This window comes from Methylobacterium sp. SD274, from assembly GCF_017355285.1.
GTDB lineage: Bacteria > Pseudomonadota > Alphaproteobacteria > Rhizobiales > Beijerinckiaceae > Methylobacterium.
This window is the reverse complement of the sequence record NZ_JADIJP010000044.1, coordinates 1-23132: the sequence shown is the minus strand read 5'-3', so window position 1 is coordinate 23132 and position 23132 is coordinate 1. Positions and strand designations below refer to the sequence as shown.

The window sequence follows — 23132 nt, the reverse complement described above, 5'->3', positions numbered from 1 at the left end:
GACGTACATCATGTTGCCGACGACGAGGGGCGAACCCTCGTGGCCGCGCAGGACACCGGTCGAGAACGTCCAGGCCACCTGCAGCTGCTTCACGTTGCTGGCGTTGATCTGGTCGAGCTTCGAATAGCGCGTATTGGCGTAATCGACCGTCTGCAGAACCTGCTGGGCCGGATCGGCCGTGCGCTTCAAGACGTCGTCATTGGCGAAGGCAGGGGCCGAAGCCGCCAGACTGGCGCCAAGTGCGAGAAGATGGACCGCTCTCATGCATTCCTCCTAAGTGGGATATTGAGGACCAGCATGAGAGGTCATGCCTGCCGCTAATCCCATCATTGCAAGTTCCTGATCATTGCCAGGGATCTATCGCGGTAATCGCAATCGATCATCTCTATCGCTGGGCTACATGGGTGCATCCACAGAAGAGCATGCGAAGCAGTAATCCAATTCCAGAATATCGCAATAAGATTTTCATAAGTGCGACAAAATATAAATATAATGCATTTTGGCAACAAATTCACGACTCAAAGGTGGCAAATACGCTATACAGCGCGCCACGATGTAAAAATTTACTAAAAAGACGGCCTTCAGTGCCAGGCTTTGAATTTATAGTTTGAAGGCAAATATGTAATTGCGGTTCTGAGTATCTGTGCTAAACCTCAATTGCGACAGGGTTAGAGAATTTCTTGCGTGGACCGCTCGGAGGCTTTTTGACCCCCCACTTGAACGGTGAGAGCCTTCTGGCCTCACCGTTTTTTTGTGCCCGCAGAAGCGGACGGCATGGGTGGAATGCCTTCGAAGATAGCCTTGCGCTTGCTAAATAAGCAGGCGATTTCATCAAGGTCAAACTCGGGATATTACGGCAAAGCCAGTGTTACAATCTGGCAATTCAGGTTTCCAATATGCACTGCCACCATTAAATCTCATTGAAATTTTTACGATATACTTTGAGGCCGACCCTGGCGGCCGTTGGGACGGATCTTATTTCGCCTCATGTCTGCGCACTTACCGGTCAGGTAGCTAATATATGACCTGGGGCAGCCGAGTGACCCTCGTGATGCAGGGTGAGCTCCGGTTCTACCGCGAGGACGGCAGCTACAAGGAGCCCCGCTCGACGAGTGGCTACGTCTCTGGCATGGCGAACGGCGAACCGCATCTGGAAGGCGTTGGCGATGAGGACACCATCGTGTTCTTCAGCAACCGCAACATCGAGGATGCGCTGTACGAATTCCTCGACGACGCAGGTAATCCCGTCCAAATCCGGAGCATCGCCGACATTAAGGCGCAGCTCGAAGACCAGATCGCGACTGGAACCTACGAGAAGGTCACCGCCAAGGCCGCCTGACCACCGCAATGCCGGGGTGGCGTTAGGCACTCCGGCGTTCACTGGGCCTAAACCGCAGGAAAGCCGGATTCGTCGATCGGTTTCAGCCAACCTCGGTCAGGCTTCAGCGACGACCGGTACCTCGTCGAGCCTAGTGGTGTAGCGCGGTGAGCGCATCTGGAATGTCGTCGACCAAGACCGCTTTGGGGCGAAGCCAGCGCTACGCATCCACATCAGGTATCCGATGAGTGAATTCGATGCAGCAGCGAACCGAAGCTTCGCAAGCCTAGGATTGTAACCTTGTGACCACATACGGCCAGAAAGCTTTGAGGCACCATTGACGGCGCACCTTCTTATCGGGCTCCTTGTGCCCGACGGTTCCTCCTCGGAGGATCAAAAGGGAACGCGGTGGGGGCTTTCGCCCGATGCCGCGGCTGCCCCCGCAACTGTAAGCGGCGAGCCCATCATCAACACGTCACTGGATGCTTCGGCGTCTGGGAAGACGATGAGAGGGCGGTGACCCGCGAGCCAGGAGACCTGCCGTCAGTCGTGGTCACACGCGAAACGCATCGGGCGGGGTGTCCTGATGGGTGTCGAGGCGTTCGGCTGTCCTAACGGCAGACAAGCGCCCAGGCCTCGTTCGCGGTGACGTGCCACAGACGTCGCCCGAGGCTTGTCCCGTGTCCTTCCCCTCCCGATTTGCGTGCCTGCGCACGCTCGCGATCGCCTGCGCCTCGCTTCCTGTATCCGCCCTGGCGCAACAGGCGGCAGCGCCCTTCGCCGATGTGCCGGGCGACGCCGAGGCCGCCGTCTCGCTCTCCGAACTCTCCGTCTCCGCCACCGGCGTTCCGACCCCAGTCGACCAGGTCGGATCAAGCGTCACCGTGCTGACCGCCGCGACCTTGGAGGCCCAGCAGCGCCGCACCGTCCCAGATGCCCTCCAGCAGGTGCCGGGCCTCAACGTCGTGCAGACCGGTGGTCCCGGCGGCCAGACATCGGTGTTCATCCGAGGCTCGAACTCGAACCACGTGAAGGTCCTCATCGACGGGATCGACGCGACCGACCCGTCGAACCCGAACGGCTCCTTCGACTTTGGGCAACTCCTGACCGACGACCTCTCCCGCATCGAGGTGCTCAGGGGTCCCCAGAGCGGCCTCTACGGCAGCGACGCAATCGGAGGCGCGATCTCCTTCACGACGAAGCGCGGCGAGGGACCGGCCAGGGCCACCGCGCGGATCGAGGGCGGTTCGTTCGGTACCTTTAACCAGAGCGGCAGGATCAGCGGGTCGGAGGACGGCTTCGACTATTCGGTCTCGATCCAGCACTTCCGTGCGGCGGCGACGCCGGTGACGCCGCCGAACCTCGTCCCGTTCGGCCGTCCGATCCATCCGAATTTTTACGACAACGAGACCGTCTCGGCGAAGTTCGGCTACCAGTTCACCGATACCTTCCGCATCAACTCGGTGACGCGCTTCATCAATTCCCGCCTCCTGTACACGGGAACTGACTACAGCACCTTCCCGGCCTTCCCGGCGGCGTTCCGGAGCGCCGCCGACGTGCAACAGGTCTTCACCCGCAACGAGGCCGAGTGGACGCCGTTTGCGGGCTTCCACAACCTCTTCGCGATCAACTACTCGAACCTGTTCAACCGTCAGCAGGGACCGCTCGACCCGCTGGCCACTCCCGATGCGACCACGGGCTTGGGCGAGCGCACCCGGTACGAGTACCGCGGGGACTACCAGCTCTCGCCCGGCAACCTCGTCCTGTTCGGCGCTCAGCGCGACGACGAGAGCCTGTCGACCACTGACCCGAGTCCGTTCGAGGCCGGTATTTTGCGAGCAAAGAACGGCAACACCGCCGGCTACGTCGAGGCGCAGCTGACGCCCTTCGAGCGGGCCTCGTTCATCGCCAACATCCGCCACGACGAGAACGACGCCTTCGGGCCGGCCACCACCTTCCGCGTCGCGCCGAGCTACGTCCTGCCCCTCTCCGAGACCCGGATCAAAGGCAGCGTGGGCACCGGCTTCAAGGCACCGACCCTAAGCCAGCTGTTCCAGAGCTTCCCGACGTCGAACTTCTTCGCCAACCCCAACCTGCGACCGGAGGAAAGCCTCGGCTACGATGCCGGAATCGAGCAGCCCCTTGGAGACCACGTCCTCGTTGGGGCGACCTATTACGCCAACGACTTCAAGAACCTTATTACCACGAACGCGACATTCACCTCGAACGAGAACGTCGGCCGGGCCGAGTCGTACGGGGCAGAAACCTTCGTCGCGGTCCGGATCTCCGACACGTTGTCGGGCCGGGTCGACTACACCAACACTGTGACCAAGAACGAGATCACCAACCAGGAGCTCTTGCGCCGGCCACGGCACAAGGGCAGCGCCACCGCGTTCTGGACCCCGCTTCCCGGCCTGACCCTTAGCGGCACCGTGATCGTGCTCGGCCACTTCGTCGACGGCAATCGCGACTTCTCGGTGGCCCGCCTCAAGAACCCAGGCTTCACCCTGGTCAACCTCGCGGTGAACTACGACGTCAGCGAGACGATGAGCGTGTTCGGGCGGATCGATAACCTGTTCGACCGCCGCTACGAAAACCCCACCGGTTTCCTTGAGGCCGGCCTCGCCGTGTATGGCGGCGTCCGCCTGACCGCGTTTTGAGACCGCAGATGACAAGACGGTCCGCTCTCGCGGTGCTGCCGGTGATCCTGGCCGTCAGTCAGGCGTGGCCGATGGTTGGAGGGATGGCTGCCCCGGCGCCCGTTCGTCCTCGGCATGTCGTCTCGATGAACCTTTGCGCGGACGAGCTCGTCTTGCGGCTTGCAGACCGCGATCAGGTCGCCGCCGTAACCTACCTCGCCCATGACCCGCGCGGCTCCACCGTCGCGCGGGAGGCCACGGGCATCGCGGTGACGCGTGGCCTATCGGAGGAGATCGTCGCCCTTCAACCCGACCTCGTCGTCGCCGGAGCCTTCACGACACGAACCACGGTGGGCCTGCTCAAGCGCGTCGGATTCCCCCTCCTCGAACTCGGCGTACCCAACGACTTCAAAGGAGTGCGTGCCCAGATCCGGACCGTCGCGGCGTCTCTCGGGCACGCCGCGCGCGGCGAGACCATGGTCGCGGAACTCGATGCTCGGCTGGCGCAGGTGGTGCCGGCGGCAAAACCGTTGCGGGCACTCGTCATGCGCCCGAATGCCTTCACGGTCGCACCCGGCAGCCTTGGCGATGCGATCATCCGCGCCGCCGGCCTCGTCAACGTTGCGGCCGAACTCGGTCGCGACCGTTTCGGCCAGGTCCCGCTGGAAGCGGCGGCCTTTGCCGACGCCGACCTCATCGTCGTCGACGAGGGGGAGCCCGGCAGGCCGTCGCTCGCCGACAACCTGTTGCATCACCCCGTCCTCGACGCGCTGCGCCGACAGGGTCGCACCGTCTCGATCCCGAACCGGCTCTGGACCTGCCCAGGTCCCCAGGTCGCCGAGGTCGTGGCCTTGCTCGCCGCCGCCGCACGCGAACGGGCAGTGCCATGAATGCGCCCCTGCAGCCTCCCGTCCGGATCGAAGGCCGCCCTCCTGGAAGCCCGATCGTCATCGGATGCCTTGCCCTGCTGGTCGTCCTCCTCACGGCGGCGTCCATCGCGGTCGGGTATTCCCCCTTCGACGTCCCGGCCGCGGCCGGTGACCTCATCGCAGGCCGCGCGACCCTTCCGGCCCTGGTGTTGTGGGAACTACGCCTGCCCCGCGCCCTGCTCGGGACCCTCGTCGGCTTCAGCCTCGGGCTGACCGGGGCGGCGATGCAGGGCTATCTGCGCAACCCGCTCGCCGATCCCGGCATACTCGGCATCTCTTCGGCGGCGGCCCTCGGAGCCGTGATGGTGTTCTACGGCGGGTTCGCGGCGTCGTTTGCCCTGGCCCTCCCGCTCGGCGGGATCGCCGGCGCCGCCGTGGCGGCGCTCGCCCTCAACCTCGTCGCCGCCCGCGGCGGCACGACGCTCGGGCTGATACTGGCCGGGGTCGCCCTGTCGAGCCTCGCCGGCGCCATGACGGCTCTGGCGCTCAACCTGTCGCCCAATCCCTACGCGGCCCTGGAGATCGTGTTCTGGCTGATGGGGTCGCTCGCCGACCGCAGCATGGACCATGTCTGGCTTTGCCTGCCGTTGATGGCCATCGGCTGGGGGCTGATGCTGTCCACGGGTCGTGCGCTGGATGCCCTGACGCTGGGCGAGGATACGGCGACGAGCCTCGGCTTCCATCTGGTCTCCGTGCGCCTGCGCCTCGTGACCGGGGCGGCACTCGCGGTCGGCAGCGGCGTCGCTGTGAGCGGTGCAATCGGCTTCGTCGGCCTCGTGATGCCGCACCTCGTGCGACCGCTGGTTGGCGCACGCCCAGGTGCCAGCCTGTGGCCGAGCGGGCTGGCGGGTGCCGCCATGGTACTGGCCGCGGATCTGGGCGTGCGCCTCCTGGCGACACGGCCCGAACTCAAGCTCGGGGTGGTGACCGCGCTCGTCGGGGCGCCGTTCCTGATCGTGCTTCTCCTACGCGAGCGGGGTCACGGCGCATGACCCTCGCGACCGCATCCCTCGATGTCCGCCTCGGCGGCCGGGCTGTCCTTTCCAACGTGAGCCTGTCCCTGGAACGCGGGGCGCTCGTTGGCCTCGTCGGTCCGAACGGCGCCGGCAAGACCACCCTGCTGCGCGCCCTCGCGGGCTTGGTCACCTCGACGAAGGGCCATGTGGCCCTCGACGGAATGCCGCTTGACGGCATCACCCGCGGCGCACGCGCCAAGCGCATCGCCGTCCTGTTCCAGGGTGGGAATGCCAATTGGCCGATGCAGGTACGGGACCTCGTCGCCCTCGGTCGCCTGCCGCATCGACGCGCGTTCGGCGGGCTCGACGCATCCGACCACGCCGCCATTGCGCGGGCCATGGCCCGGACCGACATGACGCGGTTCGCCGAGCGGACTGAGCCAACCCTATCCTCGGGCGAGCGGATGCGGGTGCTGCTCGCCCGTGCGCTCGCCGTCGAGGCCGAGTGGCTTCTCGCCGACGAGCCCATCACCGCCCTCGACCCGGCCCACCAACTCGACGCCATGATGCTGCTGCGGAGTGTGGCGTCGGCCGGGACCGGCGTCGTCGCCGTCCTGCACGACCTATCGTTGGCCGCACGGTTCTGCGACCGGATCGTGGTCCTGGATGCTGGACGTGTCGTTGTCGACGGGTGCCCCGACGTCGCGTTGACCGACCGGCTGCTTGCAAGCGTATTCGGCGTCGCGGTCCTGCGTGGGGTCGCGCCGGATGGAAGCCCCTACATCCTGCCCTGGAACCGTTCGGGGCCCAAACCGGAGGACATTGATGCAGCCTTCCCCAAACGGTCCTGATGCCACCGTCGCCCTCCTGCGCGAGGCGCTTGCCAATCCGACCACGGCTTGGAGCCTTGGCAGCTTCGGCGCCATCGCCGAGTTTATGCGCGATCCAAACGAACCCATCCTGACGCTGCCGGATGAGCGCCTTGGAATGGCGACCACACGCGGGGCCATCGCCCTAACCCCGAGCTCCGACCTGCGGCCCGTCGCCTACGAGACCGCCGTCTCGTCCGGCTGGAACCACACGCTTGCCCTCTGCCTACCGGAGGCGACCTGCGCGATGAACCGCCGGACCGTTGTGACGGAGCTCGGGCCCGACCGGAACGCTGCCCGGGTCGAGGATCGCGACGGCATCCTGTTCGACCTCGGCCTCGGCCTTCTCGCCGTCGACGCCTGCGTGCGGGCAAGCGATCCGGAGGCCGTCGCGCAGCTTCGGGCCGGCGTCGGCATGCCGCTGTTCGACCACGCCAACCCCATCGGGCCGCGTCTCGTCGCCATGAGCCCGCACCGGGTTTTCCTGGCGCGGATCGGACGCGTCGAGGTCTACGCCCCGATCCCCGGACCCGGAGGGACCAGTCCGGAGGGCCCGCATACGCATGTGCTGCCCAAGCTCCTGCGCAGCGGCCGCACCCATGCGGCCACAACCCCGATCCCCGCGGGCTGGGTTCCCTGTGCCGGCCTTCACCCGGCCCATCCCTATAAGGACATGTTGGGAGGGCGCATCGCCTTCGATGTGGGCCGCTACGAAGCGTTTCAGACGCTGCTCTACCGGTGGGGGGACCCGGAATTAGTGGCGATCAAGCGTGGGGAAGCCGAGACGCCCGGCGGTACCGTATCCAGTCGCCACGCCCAGAGCGCACGCCGCGTCGCCGATGCCCAGGCGCGTTACCTGCGGGGCGAGATCATTGAGAGCTTGGCCAGCGACGACGAAGACGCGGAGGCGACGGCCTGACCGTGCGGTCGTCGGTGTCCGGCGGGAATCGTCCGGGGGCCCCCCAGAGGGTGATCGGCCTGATCGGCTGCCCGGGCGCGGGGAAGACGACCTACGCCCGTCGCTTCAACCCTCTCGACGGCTGGGTCCACCTCACCCTCGACGACTTCCGGCAGACACTCTGGCCGCCGCACCGGCAGGTCTACTGGGAACTCAGGCAGGGCTCACATGACGATGCGGCTCGGGAAGTCCTGCACCAGGTCAAGGAAGCAGCCCTGGATGCCGCCCTGACGAAAGGCTTCAGCGTGGTGATGGCGGACACCCATCTCACCAGACCCGTGTTCGAGCGCGAGCTCGGGATCGTCGCCCGACACGGGCTCACCGTGGAGTGGAAAGTGTTCGACGTGCCGTGGGAGGTCCTGAAAGCCCGCAACGCTGAGCGCGGTCGCGTGGACCCGTCGCATCGCCAGCCCGATGAGGTCCTCCGGTTCACCTACGAGGTTTTCCAATCCCCGGACGCTTGGTGGCGTAGCTTGCCGCCGCAGCAGGTCGAGGTCCTGACCTGACGGACGCAGCGTGCGATCCGTGTTCCCAAGTGTTGCCGGCAGGGCATAACCCCTCGTGCATTGCACTTGGTCCGTTGACGGGCATGGGCGTCGGCATGTTAGCTCGGCCGTGACGGTTCCTCCCCGGAGGATCAAAAGGGAACGCGGTGCGGGGGTAGCCCCAACGCCGCGGCTGCCCCCGCAACTGTAAGCGGCGAGCCCTTCGCCACCGACGTCACTGAGCGGCCTCGCTCGGGAAGACGGTGAAGGGCGATGACCCGCGAGCCAGGAGACCTGCCGTCAGTCGTGGTCACACGCGAGACACGCTGGGCGGGGTGCCCCGGCGGGTGCGGAAGCATGCGCGTTGCGCGTGGTTCGGCCTCGTTCGCGGTGACGTGCCACTGCCGTCGCCCGAGGCCCATCAACGTGTACCGTTCACCGTCCATCCCGCTGATGTCCGTGCTGGCCCTGTCCTGCGCGATCCCCACCGCCGTCGCCGCCCAGGGGGCGCCCTCGGGCGAGACCGCCGTGGTGCTCGACGCGCTGTCGGTCGAGGGTACCCTTTCCGCCATGCCGACCTACCGGGTGCCCGAGCTCTACAGCGGCACCAAGACGGTGACGCCGCGCCGCGACCTGCCGCAGCAGGTCGACGTGGTGCCCCGGGAGGTCCTGGTCGACACCGCCGCGACCCGGGTCGAGCGCGCCCTCGACTACGTGCCCGGGGTCGGCAAGCAGAACGACTTCGGCGCCCAGAACCTCGCCCTGTACTCGGTGCGAGGCTTCGCAACCCAGGATATCTTCCAGAATGGGTTCAACATCGCCCGCGGCTACAACGGCGCCCCCGACACCCAGAACGTCCAGTCCATCGAGATCCTGAAGGGCCCGGCCGGCGCCCTCTATGGCCGCAGCGATCCGGGCGGGACCGTGAATATCCTCACCAAGCAGCCCGTAGCGCGACCCTTCGTCGAGATGGGCACTCTGTTCGGCAGCTTCGGCACCGCCCGCACCACGGTCGATGCCGGCGGTGCGTTGAGCGAGGACGGCAGCGTGCTCTACCGCTTCAACGGCGCGCTCGCCCGCCAGGACAGCTTTCGCGATTACGTCGACGGCGACCGGGTGCTCTTGGCGCCGGTGGTGAGCTGGCAGGTCACGCCCGATACCAAGATCACCTTCGAGGCGCAGTACCTGCGCAACCGCCAGACCTTCGACCGCGGCACCGTCGCGGTGAACAACCGCCTCGGCCTCGTCCCGCGCTCGCGCTTCTTCGGCGAGCCGGGCGACGATTCCGTGTCTGAGAGCGCGCTGCTGCAGGTGCGGTTGGAGCACGCCTTCAACACCGACTGGCATTTGCGGGTCGCCACGCACCTCAACACCGGTAGCCTCACCGGCCTGCAGACCGGCGCGACCGGGATCCTCGACGACGGGCGCACGCTGCTGCGCGAGTTCCGCCGGCACGACTTCACCTGGGGCGTTGCCATCGGCCAGGCCGAACTCGTCGGGCGCTTCGAGACCGGGCCCATCGCCCACACCTTGCTGCTCGGCCTGGAGTACGAGCTCTACAACAGCACCGAGAACCTCCTGCGCTCGACCCCGCGCCTCGACCCCTTCGCCATCGACCTGTTCAACCCCGTCTACGGGCAGGCCAAGCCTCCGTTCACGCGCCGCTACAGCGCCAGCGAGAACGTCGGCAACACAGCGGTCTACCTGCAGGACCAGATCGCCCTCAGCCCGGAATGGAAGCTGCTGCTGGGCAACCGCACCGACTTCTACAACCAGACCTTCCGCGACAAGGTCGCGAACGAGCGGACCGAGCAGGACCGCACCGGGTTCTCGCCGCGTGCCGGGCTCGTCTACCAGCCGCTGTCGTTCCTGGCGCTCTACGGCAACGTCGCCGCCTCGTTCCGCCCCAACACCGGCTTCGACAGCGCCTCCCGGCCCTTCGCTCCGGAGACGGGCTTCGCCTACGAGGTTGGGGCCAAGCTCGACCTGTTCGACGGCCTCAGCGTGACGGCCGCCGCCTTCCACATCGAGAAGGAGAACGTGCTCACCACCGATCCGGCGGACTTCTTCTTCCAGATCGCCGCGGGGGCCGTGCGAAGCCAAGGCTTCGACGTCAGCCTGGTCGGGCAGGTCACGCCCGAGTTCCGGGTGATCGGCGGGTACGCCTTCATCGACGCGGCGGTCACCCGGGACGAGGTGCTGAGGGTCGGATCACCGCTCCTCAACATTCCACGCCATAGCGGCTCGCTGCTAGGCATCTACGAGGTCCAGGCCGGCGACTGGAAGGGCTTTGGGATCGGCGGCGGGTTCCGAGCGGTCGGCTCGCGGCTCGGCGACAGCGGCATCGAGAGCTTCCGCTTGCCGGGTTACATCCTGACGGACGCGCTGGCCTACTACCGCTACGAGAACCTGCGCTTCGGGCTCAACGTCGACAACATTTTTGACGAGACCTACTACGAGCGCTCCTACAACACCTTCTGGGTCGGCGTCGGCGAGCCGCGGCGGGTCACCGTCAGCATGACGGCACGGTTCTGATGGGCGTGCAGCCGGAGAAGCCCGAGGCGTCGGTTCGCGCGCCAACCTTGCCAGGCCGCATCGCCTCCATCGATGCCCTGCGCGGGCTGGTCATGGTGCTCATGCTCCTCGACCACCTGCGCGAGACCTGGTTCCTGCACGTGCCCGTGGCCGACCCGGTCGACGCCCGGACCGCCCTGCCGGCCGTGGCCCTGGCCCGCCTCGTCGTCAGCCTGTGCGCACCCATCTTCGTCGCGGTGACCGGCATGGCTGCGTACCTGTTCGGTACCCGGCACACGCTGGCGGAGACACGGGCCTACCTGCTAAAGCGTGGGCTCGTGCTGATGGCGCTGGAGGTCCTCTATCTGTCGGAACTGTACTGGGGCGTGGCCAGTCCGACGCTCTGGCTGCAGGTGATCTGGTGCATCGGCGTCTGCATGATCGTCCTGGCGGTGCTGGTCGGCCTTCCACGCCCTGTCCTCCTCGCGGTCGGACTGCTGATCGTTTGCGGCCACAACCTCCTCGACCCGATCCACCTCCAACCTGAACAACCGTTTTTTGCGGTCTGGGCGATGCTGCACCAGCGCGACGTCATCGCGCTGCCCTTGGGGCTGGTCGCAAAGACGACCTACCCGGTGCTCCCGTGGATAGGTGTGATCGTGCTCGGCTACGCAATCGGTCCGTGGTTCCTGCCCGAAGTCGCCCCGCGCGCCCGCGAGCGCCAGTTCCTGGCCCTCGGCTGCGGGATGCTCGTCGCCTTCTTGGTCCTGCGTCTGGCGAACGGCTACGGCGACAAGCCCTGGTTCGTCGTCGAGGGCGACGCGCTTCGAACCACGATTAGCTTCGTCTCGCTGACGAAGTATCCCCCCTCGCTGCTGTTCCTGCTACTGACGCTCGGGATTGGGGCGCTGCTCCTCATCGCGCTTGAACGAATGCGCGACGCCCCAGTCATCGCGGCTTTAGCAGTGTTCGGCGGTGCGCCGATGTTCTTCTACCTGTTCCACCTGACGATCCTGCGTCTCCTGTATCACGGTGCCGCCGCCATCTGGGGCCCGACACAGGGCACGGTGTTCGGGGTCGCAAGCTATGGCTGGGTGCTGGCCTGGTACGTCGGGCTGGTCGTACCCTTGTACTGTCCGACGGCGTGGTTCTCGCGCTTCAAGGTGGCACGTCGTGATATCGCCTGGCTGAAGTATCTCTAGGTCCAAATCAAAGCCGAGTGCAGTCGTCTAGCTCTTTCTCCGACGATTTGATTTATGACAGCACAGGTGGGTTTTCACTTAACGCTAGCCATGGTCTTTGATCGGTTGTTCAGGGACGTATAAGCCTCGACTGTCTCTATGCAAATGACTGCCTTCATGCATCAGCCAAGCTCTGGTGAACGACGAAGTTGGGTCGGTAAAGGACGAGGCCAGGACGGGCCCAGCGTTTGTCACCATCACGAGGGCGGCCGGCAGAACGAGGTTGATCCGCATACGGGTCTCCTTGAGGGGCGGCCGCCCCGTGAGACGATCCTACTTCAGCAACATCGCGAGGGAAGCGCCGGCGGGCGAGGAGAGCTCCTTGGCGTCGATGGTGCCCTCGGCATCCGGGTCTGCGGCCTTAAAGCGCGCGGCCACCACGGCGAGGTATTCCTTCTTGTCGAGGGTGCCGTCGGTATCTGGGTCGGCGGCCTTCATCTCGGCGGCCGTCATCAGGCCGGCAAGCTCCTTAGCATCGAGGGTGCCGTCCTTATCGGGGTCGAGCATGTCGAACTTCATGGACGCGGCGGCCTGGGCCTCCTTGAGGTCGATGGTGCCGTCCTTGTCGGGATCGAACGCCGCGACGGTGGCGGGGGCGGCGAACGCCGGGGCGGCGACACCGAGGGCGAGGACGGTGGCAAACAGGGCGGCAGGCAGGCGATAGGTCATCGAGAGATATCCTTAAGTCAGCTTGAATCACAGTATGCGACTTCAAGACGTCGTCACGCGATAGTCTTCGGAACGGCGAGTCGTGCCGAGTCGTGTCGCACTTTCGCTGGCCGTTACCTAATCTACCCGGGATAATCCGGCAAGTTGGACCTCCGATTTTTCTTGGAGCATGGGATTTAAGTGTGGCCGTGGATGCGTGCCGATGCGGCTGCGGAGCCTGCCGCCAATGTGAAACGGCACTGCCCTGGGGGCCGCGCCGCGTTTTGCGCCGACATAAAGAGGTTCGGACGAGACGTGTCACATACCAAACCGTTTGATACCTTCGGGATGGCGGATTTGGGTTTCGCTCAGACGCCACGCGGGCTGGCTGCTACGGCGACCGCTTTGATCAAGCGGAGACCCTATCAGGCGTCTGATGCGGTCTTTGAGCGCGTGGATGGTAGGACTCGGATAGACCTACATCGCTGCCAACGAACAAGAGGGGGCGGAACCGAAACGTCCACTTCACGGCGGTGGGCTGAGGTCCGCTCGCTACCCCGAGCCGAAGCTGCTGGACGGCCGATGAATGACCGCTTGTTGGAAGCGCCTATGGCCAACCAACCGACCGGTTTGGGTCCAGGCTGTGTGAAAACGCATTGATCTGGTAGAGTAATTTCCGATCTGAGGAGGTCGGGATGAAGCGTTTTATCGCAGGCGAGGATCGTCAGCAGGCCACGCTCCTTCCCGATTGTCTGGATGACTACGTCACCTCCGACAATCCGGTCCGTCTCATCGAGGTGTTCGTCGATGAGCTCGATCTGACGACACTCGGCTTTGCAGGCGCGGTGCCAGAGGCGACCGGCCGTCCGGCCTATCATCCGGCGACACTGCTCAAGATCTACCTGTACGGCTATCTCAACCGCATCCCGTCGAGCCGCCGCCTGGAGCGTGAGACCCAGCGCAACATCGAGCTGATCTGGCTGACCGGCCGGTTGATGCCAGACTTCAAGACGCTGGCTGACTTCCGCAAGAACAACGGCCCGGCGATCCAGGCGGCCTGCGCGCAGTTCGTCGTGCTGTGCCGCCGGCTGAACCTGTTCAGCAAGGCCGTCGTCGCCATCGACGGTTCGAAGTTCAAGGCCGTCAACAACCGCGACAAGAACTTCACCGCCGCCAAGGTCGAAGCTCGACTCGCGCAGGTCGAGGCCAGCATCGGCCGTTACCTCGTGGCCTTGGACCGGGCCGACCGCGAACAGAGCGACGTAGCCGAGGCGCGCACGACGCGGCTCACGGAGAAGATCGCGGGTCTGCGCGAGCAGATGAAGGCTCTCCAGGCAATGGGCGAGCAGGTCGAGGCTGCGCCCGACGGCCAAGTCTCGCTGACTGATCCCGACGCGCGGTCCATGGCCACAAGCGGCAAGGGCACGGGGCTCGTCGGCTACAACGTTCAGGCTGCGGTGGATGCTGAGCATCACCTGATCGTGGCGCACGACGTGACCAACGTCGGGAACGACCGGACCCAACTCGCCCCCATGGGCCTGAAGGCGCAGGAGGCGACCGGGTGCGGGACGCTGACCGTGTTGGCCGACCGGGGCTACCTCAACGGCGACCAGGTGCGGGCCTGCGAAGGCACCGGCGTGCTGCCCTGCGTGCCCAAGACCCTGACCTCCGGCAACGCCAAGCGCGGTCTCTTCACCGGCCAGGACTTCGTCTACGACGCCGCGAAGGATCACTACACCTGCCCGGCCGGGCACCATCTGACGAAGGGGATCACCCGGTCCGATCGTCGGGACGAGATCGATCACTATCGCAACCTGACGGCCTGCCACACCTGCGCGCTCAAGCCCCGCTGCACCGCCGACACCGTCAAACGCGTCAAGCGCTGGGTGCACGAAGGCGTCATCGACGCGATGCAGGGTCGGCTCGACCGGATGCCGGACGCGATGAAGATCCGCAGGCAGACCGTGGAGCACCCGTTCGGGACCCTGAAGGCGTGGATGGGAGCGACCCACTTCCTGACCCGGACCCTGGCGAAGGTCAAAACCGAGATGAGCCTCTACGTTCTGACCTACAACGTGAAGCGGATGATCCAGATCTTCGGTGTCGGTCCGCTGATCGCGGGCATCCGGGTCTGAGTGCCGCTGCTTCGATCCCTGACGCTCCCACGCGTTTGCCACCGGTGTCGGTCAAACCTGCGTTCTCACACGGCCTCGGTCGGGACCCGTCCGTCCGTTCTATGACCGGGTCGGGTGAAAAGTTACCAGTCTGCTTTTGATCCGAGGAGCGAAAAAGCAGACCTTTACTACCCGCAATTGCCTTATTGTCTTCTCGGCCCTTCAATCTGCGCCTTCACCTTCGCAGGCGTGAAAGGCACCGACCGCATGCGCGCGCCGGTCGCGTCGAAGATCGCATTGGAGACGGCCGCCGGGATGATGGCCGCGGAAGGCTCCCCCGAACCCCAGGGCTCGTCCCGGGGACGGTCCACGAGCTCGATGACCACCTCGGGCACTTCCGGGAAGGTGATGATCGGGTAGCTCGCCCAGTCGAGGCTGGTGACCTGGCCACGGTCGAAGGTGACCTCCTCCTTCAGGACGCGGCTGACGGTCTGGATGACGTTGCCCTCGATCTGGTTGCGCACGCCGTCCGGATTGATGATCTGCCCGCAATCCTGGACCACGTAGAACCGGGGAACCCGGACCATGCCGGTCCGGCGGTCGACCTCCACCTCCGCGACGGCCGCAACGTAGGTGCGGTAAAGTTCGTAGCGGACGTAGGCGAGGCCGCGACCCCGCAGGACCCCGTCGTCGCCCTGCTCCCGCTTGCGTGGGGTCGGGCCTCCTTGCCAATTCGCCAGGTCGGCCACCCGCTTGAGGACCTCGACGCCGCGAGGTTCCTTGAGTGCCCGGACTCGGTAATCCAGGGGGTCGGCACCGGCCGCGGCGGCACATTCGTCGAGGAAGGCCTCGTTGGCGAAGGTGTTCTGCATGCGACCGGGCGTTCGGATCCAGGACGCGCGAAACGGCGTATTGGCCAAGCGATGGCAGACGGTGCGCACGTTCGGGAAGGCGTAGGGCAGCGCCGAGTTCTGGATGATGTTGCCGGGGGAGATCTTCGTCTCATGCGGCAGGTCGGCCAGCGTGGCGGCAACCAGCGGCACGTTGCCGATGGCTCCTTCCGGGACGAGGAAACTCGACGACCAAGCCGCGACGTTGCCTTCGGCGTCGAGTCCCGCCTTCAGGTCGATCAGGGTCGGCGGTCCCTTGGGGTCCCAGCCATGCTCGTCGGCCCGCGACCATTGAACCCGTACCGGGCGTCCGACGGCGCGGGCGACCAGAACGGCATCCGCCGCGGCGTCCTCGTGGCCGTTACGGCCATAGCATCCCGCGCCGTCGACATAGATGCAGCGGACCGCCTCCGGGGCGAGCCCGGTCATCGCCACGAGTTGCTTGCGCAGTTCGTGCGTCATCTGGGAGGCGCTCCAGCAGGTGAGCCGCCCGTCCTTGAACTCGGCGACCGCGCAGGAGGGACCGATGGAGCCATGCGTGTGGATGGCGAAGTCATAGGTCGCTTCCAGGGTCCTGCCGGACTTCGAGAGGGCCGCGTCCGTATCGCCGACGTCGCTCCTGACGTCGTCCTTGTTGACCTTGGTGGCGCGGACGTGGTCCCAGAGCTTGGCTTGCTCCGGCAGCCCCTCCCAGGTCGACCACCGGGCCTTGATCGCGTCGGCGGCCTTGATTGCCGCCCATTCTCGCTCGGCGACGACCGCAAGGAAATTACCTTTGCGGACGACCTTGACCAGGCCGGGAATGTCGGCGACCGAGCTTTCATCCACGCCCTGCAGCGTGGCGCCGATGGCGGGCGGACGAACGACCCGGGCATGGACCATCCCGGGGACCCGGACGTCCTGCATGTAGGTGAATCGTCCGGTCGCCTTCCCGGGGATGTCGACCCGAGGCACGGATTTGCCGACCAGCTTGAAATCGTCTGGATTCTTGGTGACGACTTCCTTGTCGAGCGCCACCTCAAAGCTGCCATGGCCCACGAGTTCGGCGTAGGTCAGGGCCTTGCCGCCTGCCTTCGGCCGGACGATGCCATCCTCGGAAACGAGCGCCGAGGGGATGACCCCGAGCCGCTCGCCGGCCACGGACAGGAGCCGGGCGCGTGCAGTCGCGGCAGCGCGGCGCACCTCAAGGCCGCCCTTCTGGATGGACAGGCTGCTGTAGGTGGGGCCCTGGTCCGGCGTCAGGTCGGTATCGCCCTGAACCACGGTGACCCGTGCCATCGGCAGGTCGAGTTCGTCCGCCGCGATCTGGGCCATCGCCGTCCGGACGCCGGTGCCGAGATCGACCTTTCCGGTGAACAGCGTCACGTCACCATTGACGTCGATGCTCAGGAAGCTGTCGACCTGGGTGAGTTCGTTCGGCTTGCTCGGCCCCGTTCCTCCCCGTGACCAGGCGGGACCGCCCATGGTGAAAGCAACGACGAGAGTACCGCCCCCTTGAAGGAGGGAACGGCGTGAGACCGTCGGGTGCATCCGTTGTGGCATGCTGGCCTCCTCAAAGGGATTCGGATGCGCGCTGGACCGCGCGAACGATGCGAAGGTGGGTGCCGCATCGGCAGAGGTTGTTCGCCAGGGCCTCCCTGATCGCCGCCGCGTCGGGCTTCCGGTTCTCTTTCAGGAAGGCTGCCGACTGCATGATCATCCCGTTGATGCAGTAGCCACATTGCGCGGCCTGCTCGGCGATGAAGGCCGCCTGGACGGGATGCGGCTCCTCGGGCGAGCCGAGACCTTCGAGGGTGACGATGTCCGGATCCCCGTCGAGGCTCGATACGGGCGTGATGCAGGACCGAACCGCCTGCCCGTCGATATGCACCGTGCAGGCCCCGCACTGCCCAAGGCCGCACCCAAAGCGGGGACCATGCAGCCCGAGGTCGTCCCGTAGCACGTACAGAAGAGGCGTGTCGGGATCATCCAAGGAGACCTGCCTCGTCTGCCCGTTCACCCGGAGGTTCATGCCGTGGGCCATGTCGATCTCCTGAGGATTTTGGGAGTTGAACGTAGGCTGGGCGGCGCCAAGCCCCTGCAAACTTCGACCAATGCTCCGGGACTGCGCACCCCGCGCACGCACCCCGGAGCACGACCCTTCCATGCTCCGAGGCGCGTGGTCCCACGGACGTCCGACGTCCCCTAGCCGATCAGTTGCAGGAGTAGCTTTCCAGCGCCTTCACGGCTCCGGTTCCGCGGTAGGTCGTCTTCTGCGGATACACGCACAGCGGCAGAGAAACGGTGTTGTCGCTGGACTTGATACGAATGATCGCGGGAACGTCTTCCTTCTCGACCCAATTCTGCAGCGCGACGAACATCTCGTCCCGACCTGACGACGGCTGAGGTACCGGCACGGAGGGCGCACCTTCGGAACGTCCGCTGTGCGTGAAGCCGGGGACGAGATAAAGGCGATTGAACTTCTGAACCGCTTCGGTCCCGCCCATCCGGGACGTCACGCGGTCGTAGTAATTGATCGCTCCCTGTGCTGGGATGTATTCATCCGCCATGCCTTGGTACATGACGATCTTGCCGCCGGCGGCGGCAAACTTGGTCAGGTCGGGATTGTCCGTGTTGATGGCGCTGAACTCAGGCTGCAGTTGAACACCCTTTGCCTGGGCGTCCGTCAACCCGCCGTAGTTCAAGGCGTCGAGCCAACGGTTCGTCCCCTTGCCCGTGGCATTGTTGAGGTAGGTGCTCCCCAAAGTAGGGTTCTGGAGTTCCAGGGCTGTCTGGTCGGCGGCCAGGACCACGCCGAACCCTCCCCCGACCGATGAAGTCACCAGGTCGGTCCCGCGCGTGTAACCGAACCAAATACGCTCCTTGCCCGAAAGATCGTTCCCGTTTCCATTGTCATCCGCAGGTGCGGGAACGGTGCCGCTGGCCGTTTGGCCATACCAAGCCTTGTTGATGACAGCCGCTTCCTTGGGCGTCAGGCACGTCTTCGAGGTGTTTCCCTCGCTGGCGTCGGATTTGTCGGCCGGGTTCTTGCACAGGTTCGCCGTATCCTTCGCGGGATCATACCGGCACGACAGGGGGTCGATGATGAACCCTAGTTCAGAACCGCCGCATGCTTTGATGGCCGCCTGAGTCGCGGCCTTGAGCTTGTCTGTGCCGATGAGTTGCCCCAGGTCCTGCTTCATCGCAATCTGCCCGTAAAGGTTGGCAGTATGGTATTTGCTCCAGTTGATGGCCGGGGCGCCGACGAGAATGCCATCGAAGGCGTCGGGGAATGCCTGCGCTAATTTCAGGCCCTGTCGGCCACCGGTTGAGAAGCCGTCGAAATAGGCGTATCGATGGGCCCGCCCATAGAATGCCTTTGTCACCTTCTTGGTCTTGTCGGCCAGTTCTTGCAGGCTTCTCTCAGAGAAGTCCTTCCATCCGACGATGTTGATGCTGCCGTCAGGCTTCATGGCGAACGAGCCATCTATCGGCGATCCGACATGCCCATTGTCGGATGTCGCGACCACGAAACCCTTCGCCGCCGCAGCCGCATGGATGTCATCGCTCGCAATGGCGGAAAGGCTGGATTGCGGCGTACCGGACCAGCCGCTGTTGCCATAGAGGCTGTTATGGACCTGTGCGGTTGGGAATCCAGATGAGGAGGTATGACCTCTTCGCGCGCCGCCTACCCGTCCGACGTTTCCGATGATGAATGGGCGCTGGTCGCCCCCTATCTGACGCTGCTGCGCGAGGATGCGGGGCAGCGTGAGTACAGCTTGCGCGAGGTGTTCAACGGGCTGCGCTACGTCGTGAAGACGGGCGCGCCGTGGCGGTGGATGCCCAACGATCTCCCGCCCTGGGAAGCCGTCTACCAGCAGGCCCAGCGCTGGCTTGCAGCGGGATGCTTCGAGCAACTGGCCGACGATCTGCGGGCGCTCCTGCGCCTGGCCTCCGGCCGCAACCCCGAGCCGAGAGCGGCCATCCTCGACAGTCGGACCCTGCGCTCGACGCCCGAGAGCGGCGAGCGGGCCGCCTATGATGGGGCCAAGCGCAAGAAGGGCTCGAAGGTCCATCTGGCCGTCGACACGCTGGGCCACCTCCTGGCGCTGCATGTCACGCCAGCCGATGCCGACGACCGTGGTCAGGTCGGTCGCCTGGCCAAGGCCGTGCAGGCCGCCACCGGGGACAGCGTCGACCTGGCTTATGTCGACCAGGGCTATACCGGCGAGAAGCCGGCCAAGGCCGCCCGCGCGCACGGCATCGAACTGGAGGTCGTCAAACTCCCGGAGGCCAAGCGCGGCTTCGTCCTCTTGCCGCGACGCTGGGTGGTGGAACGCTCCTTCGCCTGGGCGACGCGCTTCCGCCGCCTCGTCAAAGATTACGAGCGCTATCCCAGCACCCTCGCAGATCTCCACATCGTCGCCTTCGTCTGCCTCATGCTCAAACAGGCCGCGAAACTAACAGGAAGTTCATAACAGCCTCTAGGCGCGAATACGTTCGTTCCAGGTGTCGCGGCTCGGGAGCAGAACCTCGATACCGATACCAGCCGAGGTGGACGGCGCCCCCTCGGGCCCCTTGTTTCCAGGCCCGACCAAGAGCTTGACCAGACACAGATCCCCCCCGGCCTTCGGGGTGGTGGCGCTCAGAGCTCCCGTGAGGAGCAGCGGCTCCCCTTTCTTAAACGATCTTACGAGCAGGACCTTCGTGTCGGCATTGGCTCCCATGGCGGTCTTGAGGCCATCGTCGCAGGCCATTGCCGCGGACGATGGCTTTTTCTGTTCCGCTGCGTCAGCGGGGACCGTCAGGGCACCGCATGCGCTGCCAAGGATGATGGCACCCGAAGCCAGAACCTTCAGGCTCTCGAAGCCGACGGTAGACGCCGCATTGGTTCGGCCAACGCCGCTCGACCTAGAGATGCGGTCCAGGGTGGTTTTGCGATTGGTTTCGAGGGGTCCGTCTCGCATGAGGGTGGACCTGATCGGTGTAATTCCGCTGCCTTTGACTGACATGGTCGAACTCCCGTGATTGTTTTTGCGAGTGTGAGATCGGCGTTCCTATTCCAATTATCTGTCGTCAGTGCCGATGATGCCGATCTTTATGGTCGATGTTATTTGGGGAATGGCCGGCCGGCTCCTAACCGTAGATCGCGCGCGATAGGCGGACGGCGAAATCCGCGTCGGGATTCGTGGTACCGTCGCCGACACGCTCCTGGATGACCGCAACCGCAAGGTCGCGTCGCTTGGGCAGGCGATCCACCTTGGCCGCCGCGTGGGCCGCCGGCATCTCGTCGAGTGTCAGGTCCGTGCAGTAGGCCGGGGCACCGGGTTGCTGACGCCATGAGCTTGCGAGCGGCCCCGCGTCGAAAGCGTCGAAGCCGGTGTCCTCGACGAGGCTCATGCCGATCCTGCGGTCCTGGTCGCGGTCAGCTGCCACAGGGATGGCGATACGTCCCGGGGTGCCGGGGGCGGAACCCTTCTCCGCGAGCGAAGCGGAGCCGATGGCATTCCACGCCTTGACGACGGTCCGGCCAAGTTGTTGGGCCACCCACAGGCTCTCCACCTGACCGGCCTCGATCGCGTCGATCCGCTCATCGCGCATCGGGTAGTAGTTCGAGGTGTCGACGACGACGGTTTCGGACGGGAGGGTACGGACCAACGGGGCGATCTTCGGGATGCCATTCAGGGGGATGGACAGGATGACGACATCGACGTCCTTCACCGCATCCGGGACCGTCGTCGCACGGGCACCGTTGGCAAGGAGGTCCACCGGGATGGCTTCCGGGCCGCGCGAGTTCGCCACCCTCACGTCGTGTCCGGCTGCGCTGAGCTTTTGGACCAATGTCTTGCCGATATGGCCGGTGCCGATGATGGCGATCTTCATGCCTTGAACCCGATTCGGTTTGTTGCGTCGCAGCGGGATCTAGGGGTAGGTATAGATATCAGCAAGAACCCACCGAAAAGTGGGATACCCACCTAAAGGTAAGTGTGATGGTCGATCGGGATTGGCAGTGCGCGGACCCGAAACAGCAACTCGTCTGGGCTACTGCCACGAGCGAGACCCTCCGTGTGCTGGAGGGGAAGTGGAAGATCGTCATCATCTTCCAGCTCTTCGCCGCCAAGGCACCGCTCCGCTTCTCGGAACTGGAGCGACGCGTCGAGGGCGTGAACCAGAAGATGCTGATCCAGCAACTCAAGGAGCTGGAGAAGGACGGCATCCTCACTCGGACGATCTATCCGCAGGTGCCACCAAAGGTGGAGTATGCGCTGAGCGAGATGGGGGTGGCGCTCGGCCCTTCTATTGAGGCGCTCGTCGATTGGACCCTCATGCGGCGTGAGGTGATGGGAGAGACCTCCCAGAACCCTTGATTGTGTCTTCCGGTCCGAGGCCACCGATCCATCACGGTCTCATGGCTTCAGCAGGATCGTTCCGGCCGAAGCGCCTTGCTCCAACGCGGTATGGGCGGCAACGACCTCGGAGAGGGGGTAGGTCTTCCAGATCGCCGGCTTGATGATGCCGTCCGCCACGGCGGAGAACACGTCCGCCGCCCGCTGCTGGTACTCCGCGACGTCGGTGGCGTGCGTCGCCAGCGACGGGCGCGTCAGGAACAGTGAGCTTTTGCCGAGCGTCGAGACCTCCACCGGCGGCGGCGCACCTGTCGAGGCGCCGAACGATACGAAGACCCCGCGCGCTCCGAGGCTGTCCAGGGAAGCCTGGAAGGTGTCGCGCCCGATTGCGTCGTAGACCACGTGGGCCTTCCGGCCGTCCGTGATCCTGGAGACTTCCGCAGGCAGGTCGCAGGCACCCCAGACCAGAACGGCGTCGCATCCGGATGCCTTGGCGCGCTCGACGCTGGCCTCCTTCGAGACGACCCCGTTCACGGTCGCGCCAAAATGCTTGGCCCAGGGGGCCATCAGCTGCCCGACGCCGCCGCCGACGCCGTAGAGCAGGACGACGGTACCGGAACCCACGGAATAGGTCGTCTTTAGGAGGTACTGCGCCGTGATGCCCTTGAAGAGGATGGCGGCGGCGTCCTCGAAGGTGAGCGACTCCGGGATGGGGACCAGACGCTCGGCCGCGTAGAGCCGCCCGGTGGCGTAGCTGCCAGGCCCCCCGAGGATGTAGGCGACCCGGTCGCCCACGGAGATGTTGCCGACGCCTGGGCCGACCGCGCCGACGCGTCCGGCCGCCTCAAGCCCGAGCCCCCCGGGGACTGGAATGGGCGCGGCACCCTTGCGCTGCATGACGTCGAGGTAGTTGACCCCGATGGCTTCGTGATCGACCCAGACCTCGTTCGGACCGGGGGCGGGCTGATCGACCCGTTCGAGGGCCATGATCTCGGGGGGGGCGGTGCGCGTCAGTCGGACTGCCGATGCCATGAGTGTTCTCCTCGTAGTGATTGGTCGTATTGGGAATCGTGCCTCGCGGTCCTAGGGCGGATCGCGGATGCAGACAGGGGCAGCAGCGACCCGACGCTTCGGTGCTGACGCGGGCGGGAACTCGTTCGCACCCTAGGTCGTAGCCGGGGGCCGAAAGGCCCGGTAGGATTCTCGTCCCCTAAGGGCTAAGGTCGGGAGGCAGTTCCGGATCGG

At 65.3% G+C, this 23132-nt stretch carries 19 protein-coding genes, 2 pseudogenes and 2 riboswitches; of the genes and pseudogenes, 12 read left to right on the top strand and 9 right to left on the bottom strand.

The window, feature by feature from the left end; genetic code table 11:
* Positions 1-264 (bottom strand): annotated as a pseudogene (locus tag IPV08_RS22940) (PQQ-dependent dehydrogenase, methanol/ethanol family); the annotation flags it as partial.
* A 775-nt stretch (positions 265-1039) separates the two neighbouring features.
* On the opposite strand from IPV08_RS22940, the gene IPV08_RS22935 reads away from it, so the two are divergent.
* Entirely contained in the window at positions 1040-1339 is a 300-nt protein-coding gene (locus tag IPV08_RS22935) for a hypothetical protein (protein WP_246748179.1), read from the top strand.
* A gap of 96 nt (positions 1340-1435) precedes the next feature.
* Here IPV08_RS22935 and IPV08_RS24815 read toward each other — a convergent pair.
* Positions 1436-1540: pseudogene (locus IPV08_RS24815) on the bottom strand (DUF4113 domain-containing protein); the annotation flags it as partial.
* 136 nt (positions 1541-1676) lie between these two features.
* Positions 1677-1878: riboswitch (cobalamin riboswitch) on the top strand.
* A 120-nt stretch (positions 1879-1998) separates the two neighbouring features.
* On the opposite strand from IPV08_RS24815, the gene IPV08_RS22925 reads away from it, so the two are divergent.
* The 8 genes from IPV08_RS22925 (at position 1999) to IPV08_RS22890 (ending at position 11870) form a co-directional block, all read left to right on the top strand.
* Complete coding sequence (locus IPV08_RS22925; RefSeq protein WP_207413976.1) at positions 1999-3978, top strand: TonB-dependent receptor; 1980 nt, start codon at positions 1999-2001, stop codon at positions 3976-3978.
* 71 nt (positions 3979-4049) lie between these two features.
* Positions 4050-4847, top strand: a complete 798-nt coding sequence (locus IPV08_RS22920) for an ABC transporter substrate-binding protein (protein ID WP_246748185.1) — start codon at positions 4050-4052, stop codon at positions 4845-4847.
* Entirely contained in the window at positions 4844-5878 is a 1035-nt protein-coding gene (locus IPV08_RS22915; protein WP_207413972.1) for an iron ABC transporter permease, read from the top strand. Before IPV08_RS22920 ends, IPV08_RS22915 begins: the two co-directional genes overlap by 4 nt.
* Positions 5875-6693 (top strand): ABC transporter ATP-binding protein, encoded by an 819-nt coding sequence (locus IPV08_RS22910; RefSeq protein WP_207413970.1) that lies wholly within the window; start codon positions 5875-5877, stop codon positions 6691-6693. The genes IPV08_RS22915 and IPV08_RS22910 overlap by 4 nt, the downstream gene beginning before the upstream one ends.
* Complete coding sequence (locus IPV08_RS22905) at positions 6668-7630, top strand: hypothetical protein (protein WP_207413968.1); 963 nt, start codon at positions 6668-6670, stop codon at positions 7628-7630. The genes IPV08_RS22910 and IPV08_RS22905 overlap by 26 nt, the downstream gene beginning before the upstream one ends.
* A 50-nt stretch (positions 7631-7680) precedes the next feature.
* The gene (locus IPV08_RS22900; protein WP_207413966.1) at positions 7681-8175 is read left to right on the top strand and encodes an AAA family ATPase; all 495 of its coding nucleotides are present in this window, start codon (positions 7681-7683) and stop codon (positions 8173-8175) included.
* A 96-nt stretch (positions 8176-8271) separates the two neighbouring features.
* A riboswitch (cobalamin riboswitch) is annotated at positions 8272-8471 on the top strand.
* Positions 8472-8580: 109 nt separating this feature from the next.
* Complete coding sequence (locus tag IPV08_RS22895; protein WP_348646178.1) at positions 8581-10689, top strand: TonB-dependent siderophore receptor; 2109 nt, start codon at positions 8581-8583, stop codon at positions 10687-10689.
* The gene (locus tag IPV08_RS22890; protein ID WP_207413964.1) at positions 10689-11870 is read left to right on the top strand and encodes a heparan-alpha-glucosaminide N-acetyltransferase domain-containing protein; all 1182 of its coding nucleotides are present in this window, start codon (positions 10689-10691) and stop codon (positions 11868-11870) included. The genes IPV08_RS22895 and IPV08_RS22890 overlap by 1 nt, the downstream gene beginning before the upstream one ends.
* A gap of 312 nt (positions 11871-12182) precedes the next feature.
* Here the strand turns inward: IPV08_RS22890 and IPV08_RS22885 are convergent, their stop codons facing one another.
* Entirely contained in the window at positions 12183-12578 is a 396-nt protein-coding gene (locus IPV08_RS22885) for a hypothetical protein (protein WP_018042885.1), read from the bottom strand.
* A 674-nt stretch (positions 12579-13252) separates the two neighbouring features.
* Between IPV08_RS22885 and IPV08_RS22880 the strand changes: the two genes are divergently transcribed.
* Entirely contained in the window at positions 13253-14692 is a 1440-nt protein-coding gene (locus IPV08_RS22880; protein ID WP_207413962.1) for an IS1182 family transposase, read from the top strand.
* Positions 14693-14874: 182 nt separating this feature from the next.
* Here IPV08_RS22880 and IPV08_RS22875 read toward each other — a convergent pair whose 3' ends face one another.
* The 3 genes from IPV08_RS22875 to IPV08_RS22865 form a co-directional block, all read right to left on the bottom strand.
* A complete protein-coding gene (locus IPV08_RS22875; protein WP_246748178.1) occupies positions 14875-17103 on the bottom strand; it encodes a molybdopterin cofactor-binding domain-containing protein in 2229 nt (742 codons plus the stop codon).
* A 10-nt stretch (positions 17104-17113) separates the two neighbouring features.
* On the bottom strand, positions 17114-17584 hold the full coding sequence (locus IPV08_RS22870; RefSeq protein ID WP_207413960.1) for a (2Fe-2S)-binding protein: 471 nt from the start codon (positions 17582-17584) through the stop codon (positions 17114-17116).
* A 169-nt stretch (positions 17585-17753) separates the two neighbouring features.
* Positions 17754-19250: a tannase/feruloyl esterase family alpha/beta hydrolase gene (locus IPV08_RS22865; RefSeq protein WP_348646180.1), complete on the bottom strand. Its 1497-nt coding sequence runs from the start codon at positions 19248-19250 to the stop codon at positions 17754-17756.
* On the opposite strand from IPV08_RS22865, the gene IPV08_RS22860 reads away from it, so the two are divergent.
* Complete coding sequence (locus IPV08_RS22860) at positions 19209-20018, top strand: IS5 family transposase (RefSeq protein ID WP_207413958.1); 810 nt, start codon at positions 19209-19211, stop codon at positions 20016-20018. The two genes, IPV08_RS22865 and IPV08_RS22860, sit on opposite strands and share 42 nt — an antisense overlap.
* 6 nt (positions 20019-20024) lie before the next feature.
* Here the strand turns inward: IPV08_RS22860 and IPV08_RS22855 are convergent, their stop codons facing one another.
* The gene (locus IPV08_RS22855) at positions 20025-20552 is read right to left on the bottom strand and encodes a hypothetical protein (protein WP_207413956.1); all 528 of its coding nucleotides are present in this window, start codon (positions 20550-20552) and stop codon (positions 20025-20027) included.
* A 124-nt stretch (positions 20553-20676) separates the two neighbouring features.
* A complete protein-coding gene (locus tag IPV08_RS22850) occupies positions 20677-21456 on the bottom strand; it encodes an NAD(P)-binding domain-containing protein (RefSeq protein WP_348646179.1) in 780 nt (259 codons plus the stop codon).
* 71 nt (positions 21457-21527) lie between these two features.
* Between IPV08_RS22850 and IPV08_RS22845 the strand changes: the two genes are divergently transcribed.
* Positions 21528-21908, top strand: a complete 381-nt coding sequence (locus IPV08_RS22845) for a winged helix-turn-helix transcriptional regulator (RefSeq protein WP_207413952.1) — start codon at positions 21528-21530, stop codon at positions 21906-21908.
* A gap of 39 nt (positions 21909-21947) precedes the next feature.
* Here the strand turns inward: IPV08_RS22845 and IPV08_RS22840 are convergent, their stop codons facing one another.
* Positions 21948-22919, bottom strand: a complete 972-nt coding sequence (locus IPV08_RS22840) for a quinone oxidoreductase (protein WP_207413950.1) — start codon at positions 22917-22919, stop codon at positions 21948-21950.
* Between the last annotated feature and the right edge of the window lie 213 nt (positions 22920-23132).

Bases quoted from the DNA above. Each gene is read 5' to 3' on its own strand.
- IPV08_RS22920 (WP_246748185.1), top strand. From the start codon at position 4,050: ATGGTTGGAGGGATGGCTGCCCCGGCGCCCGTTCGTCCTCGGCATGTC.
- IPV08_RS22915 (WP_207413972.1), top strand. From the start codon at position 4,844: ATGAATGCGCCCCTGCAGCCTCCCGTCCGGATCGAAGGCCGCCCTCCT.
- IPV08_RS22910 (WP_207413970.1), top strand. From the start codon at position 5,875: ATGACCCTCGCGACCGCATCCCTCGATGTCCGCCTCGGCGGCCGGGCT.
- IPV08_RS22905 (WP_207413968.1), top strand. From the start codon at position 6,668: ATGCAGCCTTCCCCAAACGGTCCTGATGCCACCGTCGCCCTCCTGCGC.
- IPV08_RS22890 (WP_207413964.1), top strand. From the start codon at position 10,689: ATGGGCGTGCAGCCGGAGAAGCCCGAGGCGTCGGTTCGCGCGCCAACC.
- IPV08_RS22885 (WP_018042885.1), bottom strand. From the start codon at position 12,578: ATGACCTATCGCCTGCCTGCCGCCCTGTTTGCCACCGTCCTCGCCCTC.
- IPV08_RS22880 (WP_207413962.1), top strand. From the start codon at position 13,253: ATGAAGCGTTTTATCGCAGGCGAGGATCGTCAGCAGGCCACGCTCCTT.
- IPV08_RS22875 (WP_246748178.1), bottom strand. From the start codon at position 17,103: ATGCCACAACGGATGCACCCGACGGTCTCACGCCGTTCCCTCCTTCAA.
- IPV08_RS22870 (WP_207413960.1), bottom strand. From the start codon at position 17,584: ATGGCCCACGGCATGAACCTCCGGGTGAACGGGCAGACGAGGCAGGTC.
- IPV08_RS22860 (WP_207413958.1), top strand. From the start codon at position 19,209: ATGACCTCTTCGCGCGCCGCCTACCCGTCCGACGTTTCCGATGATGAA.
- IPV08_RS22855 (WP_207413956.1), bottom strand. From the start codon at position 20,552: ATGTCAGTCAAAGGCAGCGGAATTACACCGATCAGGTCCACCCTCATG.
- IPV08_RS22840 (WP_207413950.1), bottom strand. From the start codon at position 22,919: ATGGCATCGGCAGTCCGACTGACGCGCACCGCCCCCCCCGAGATCATG.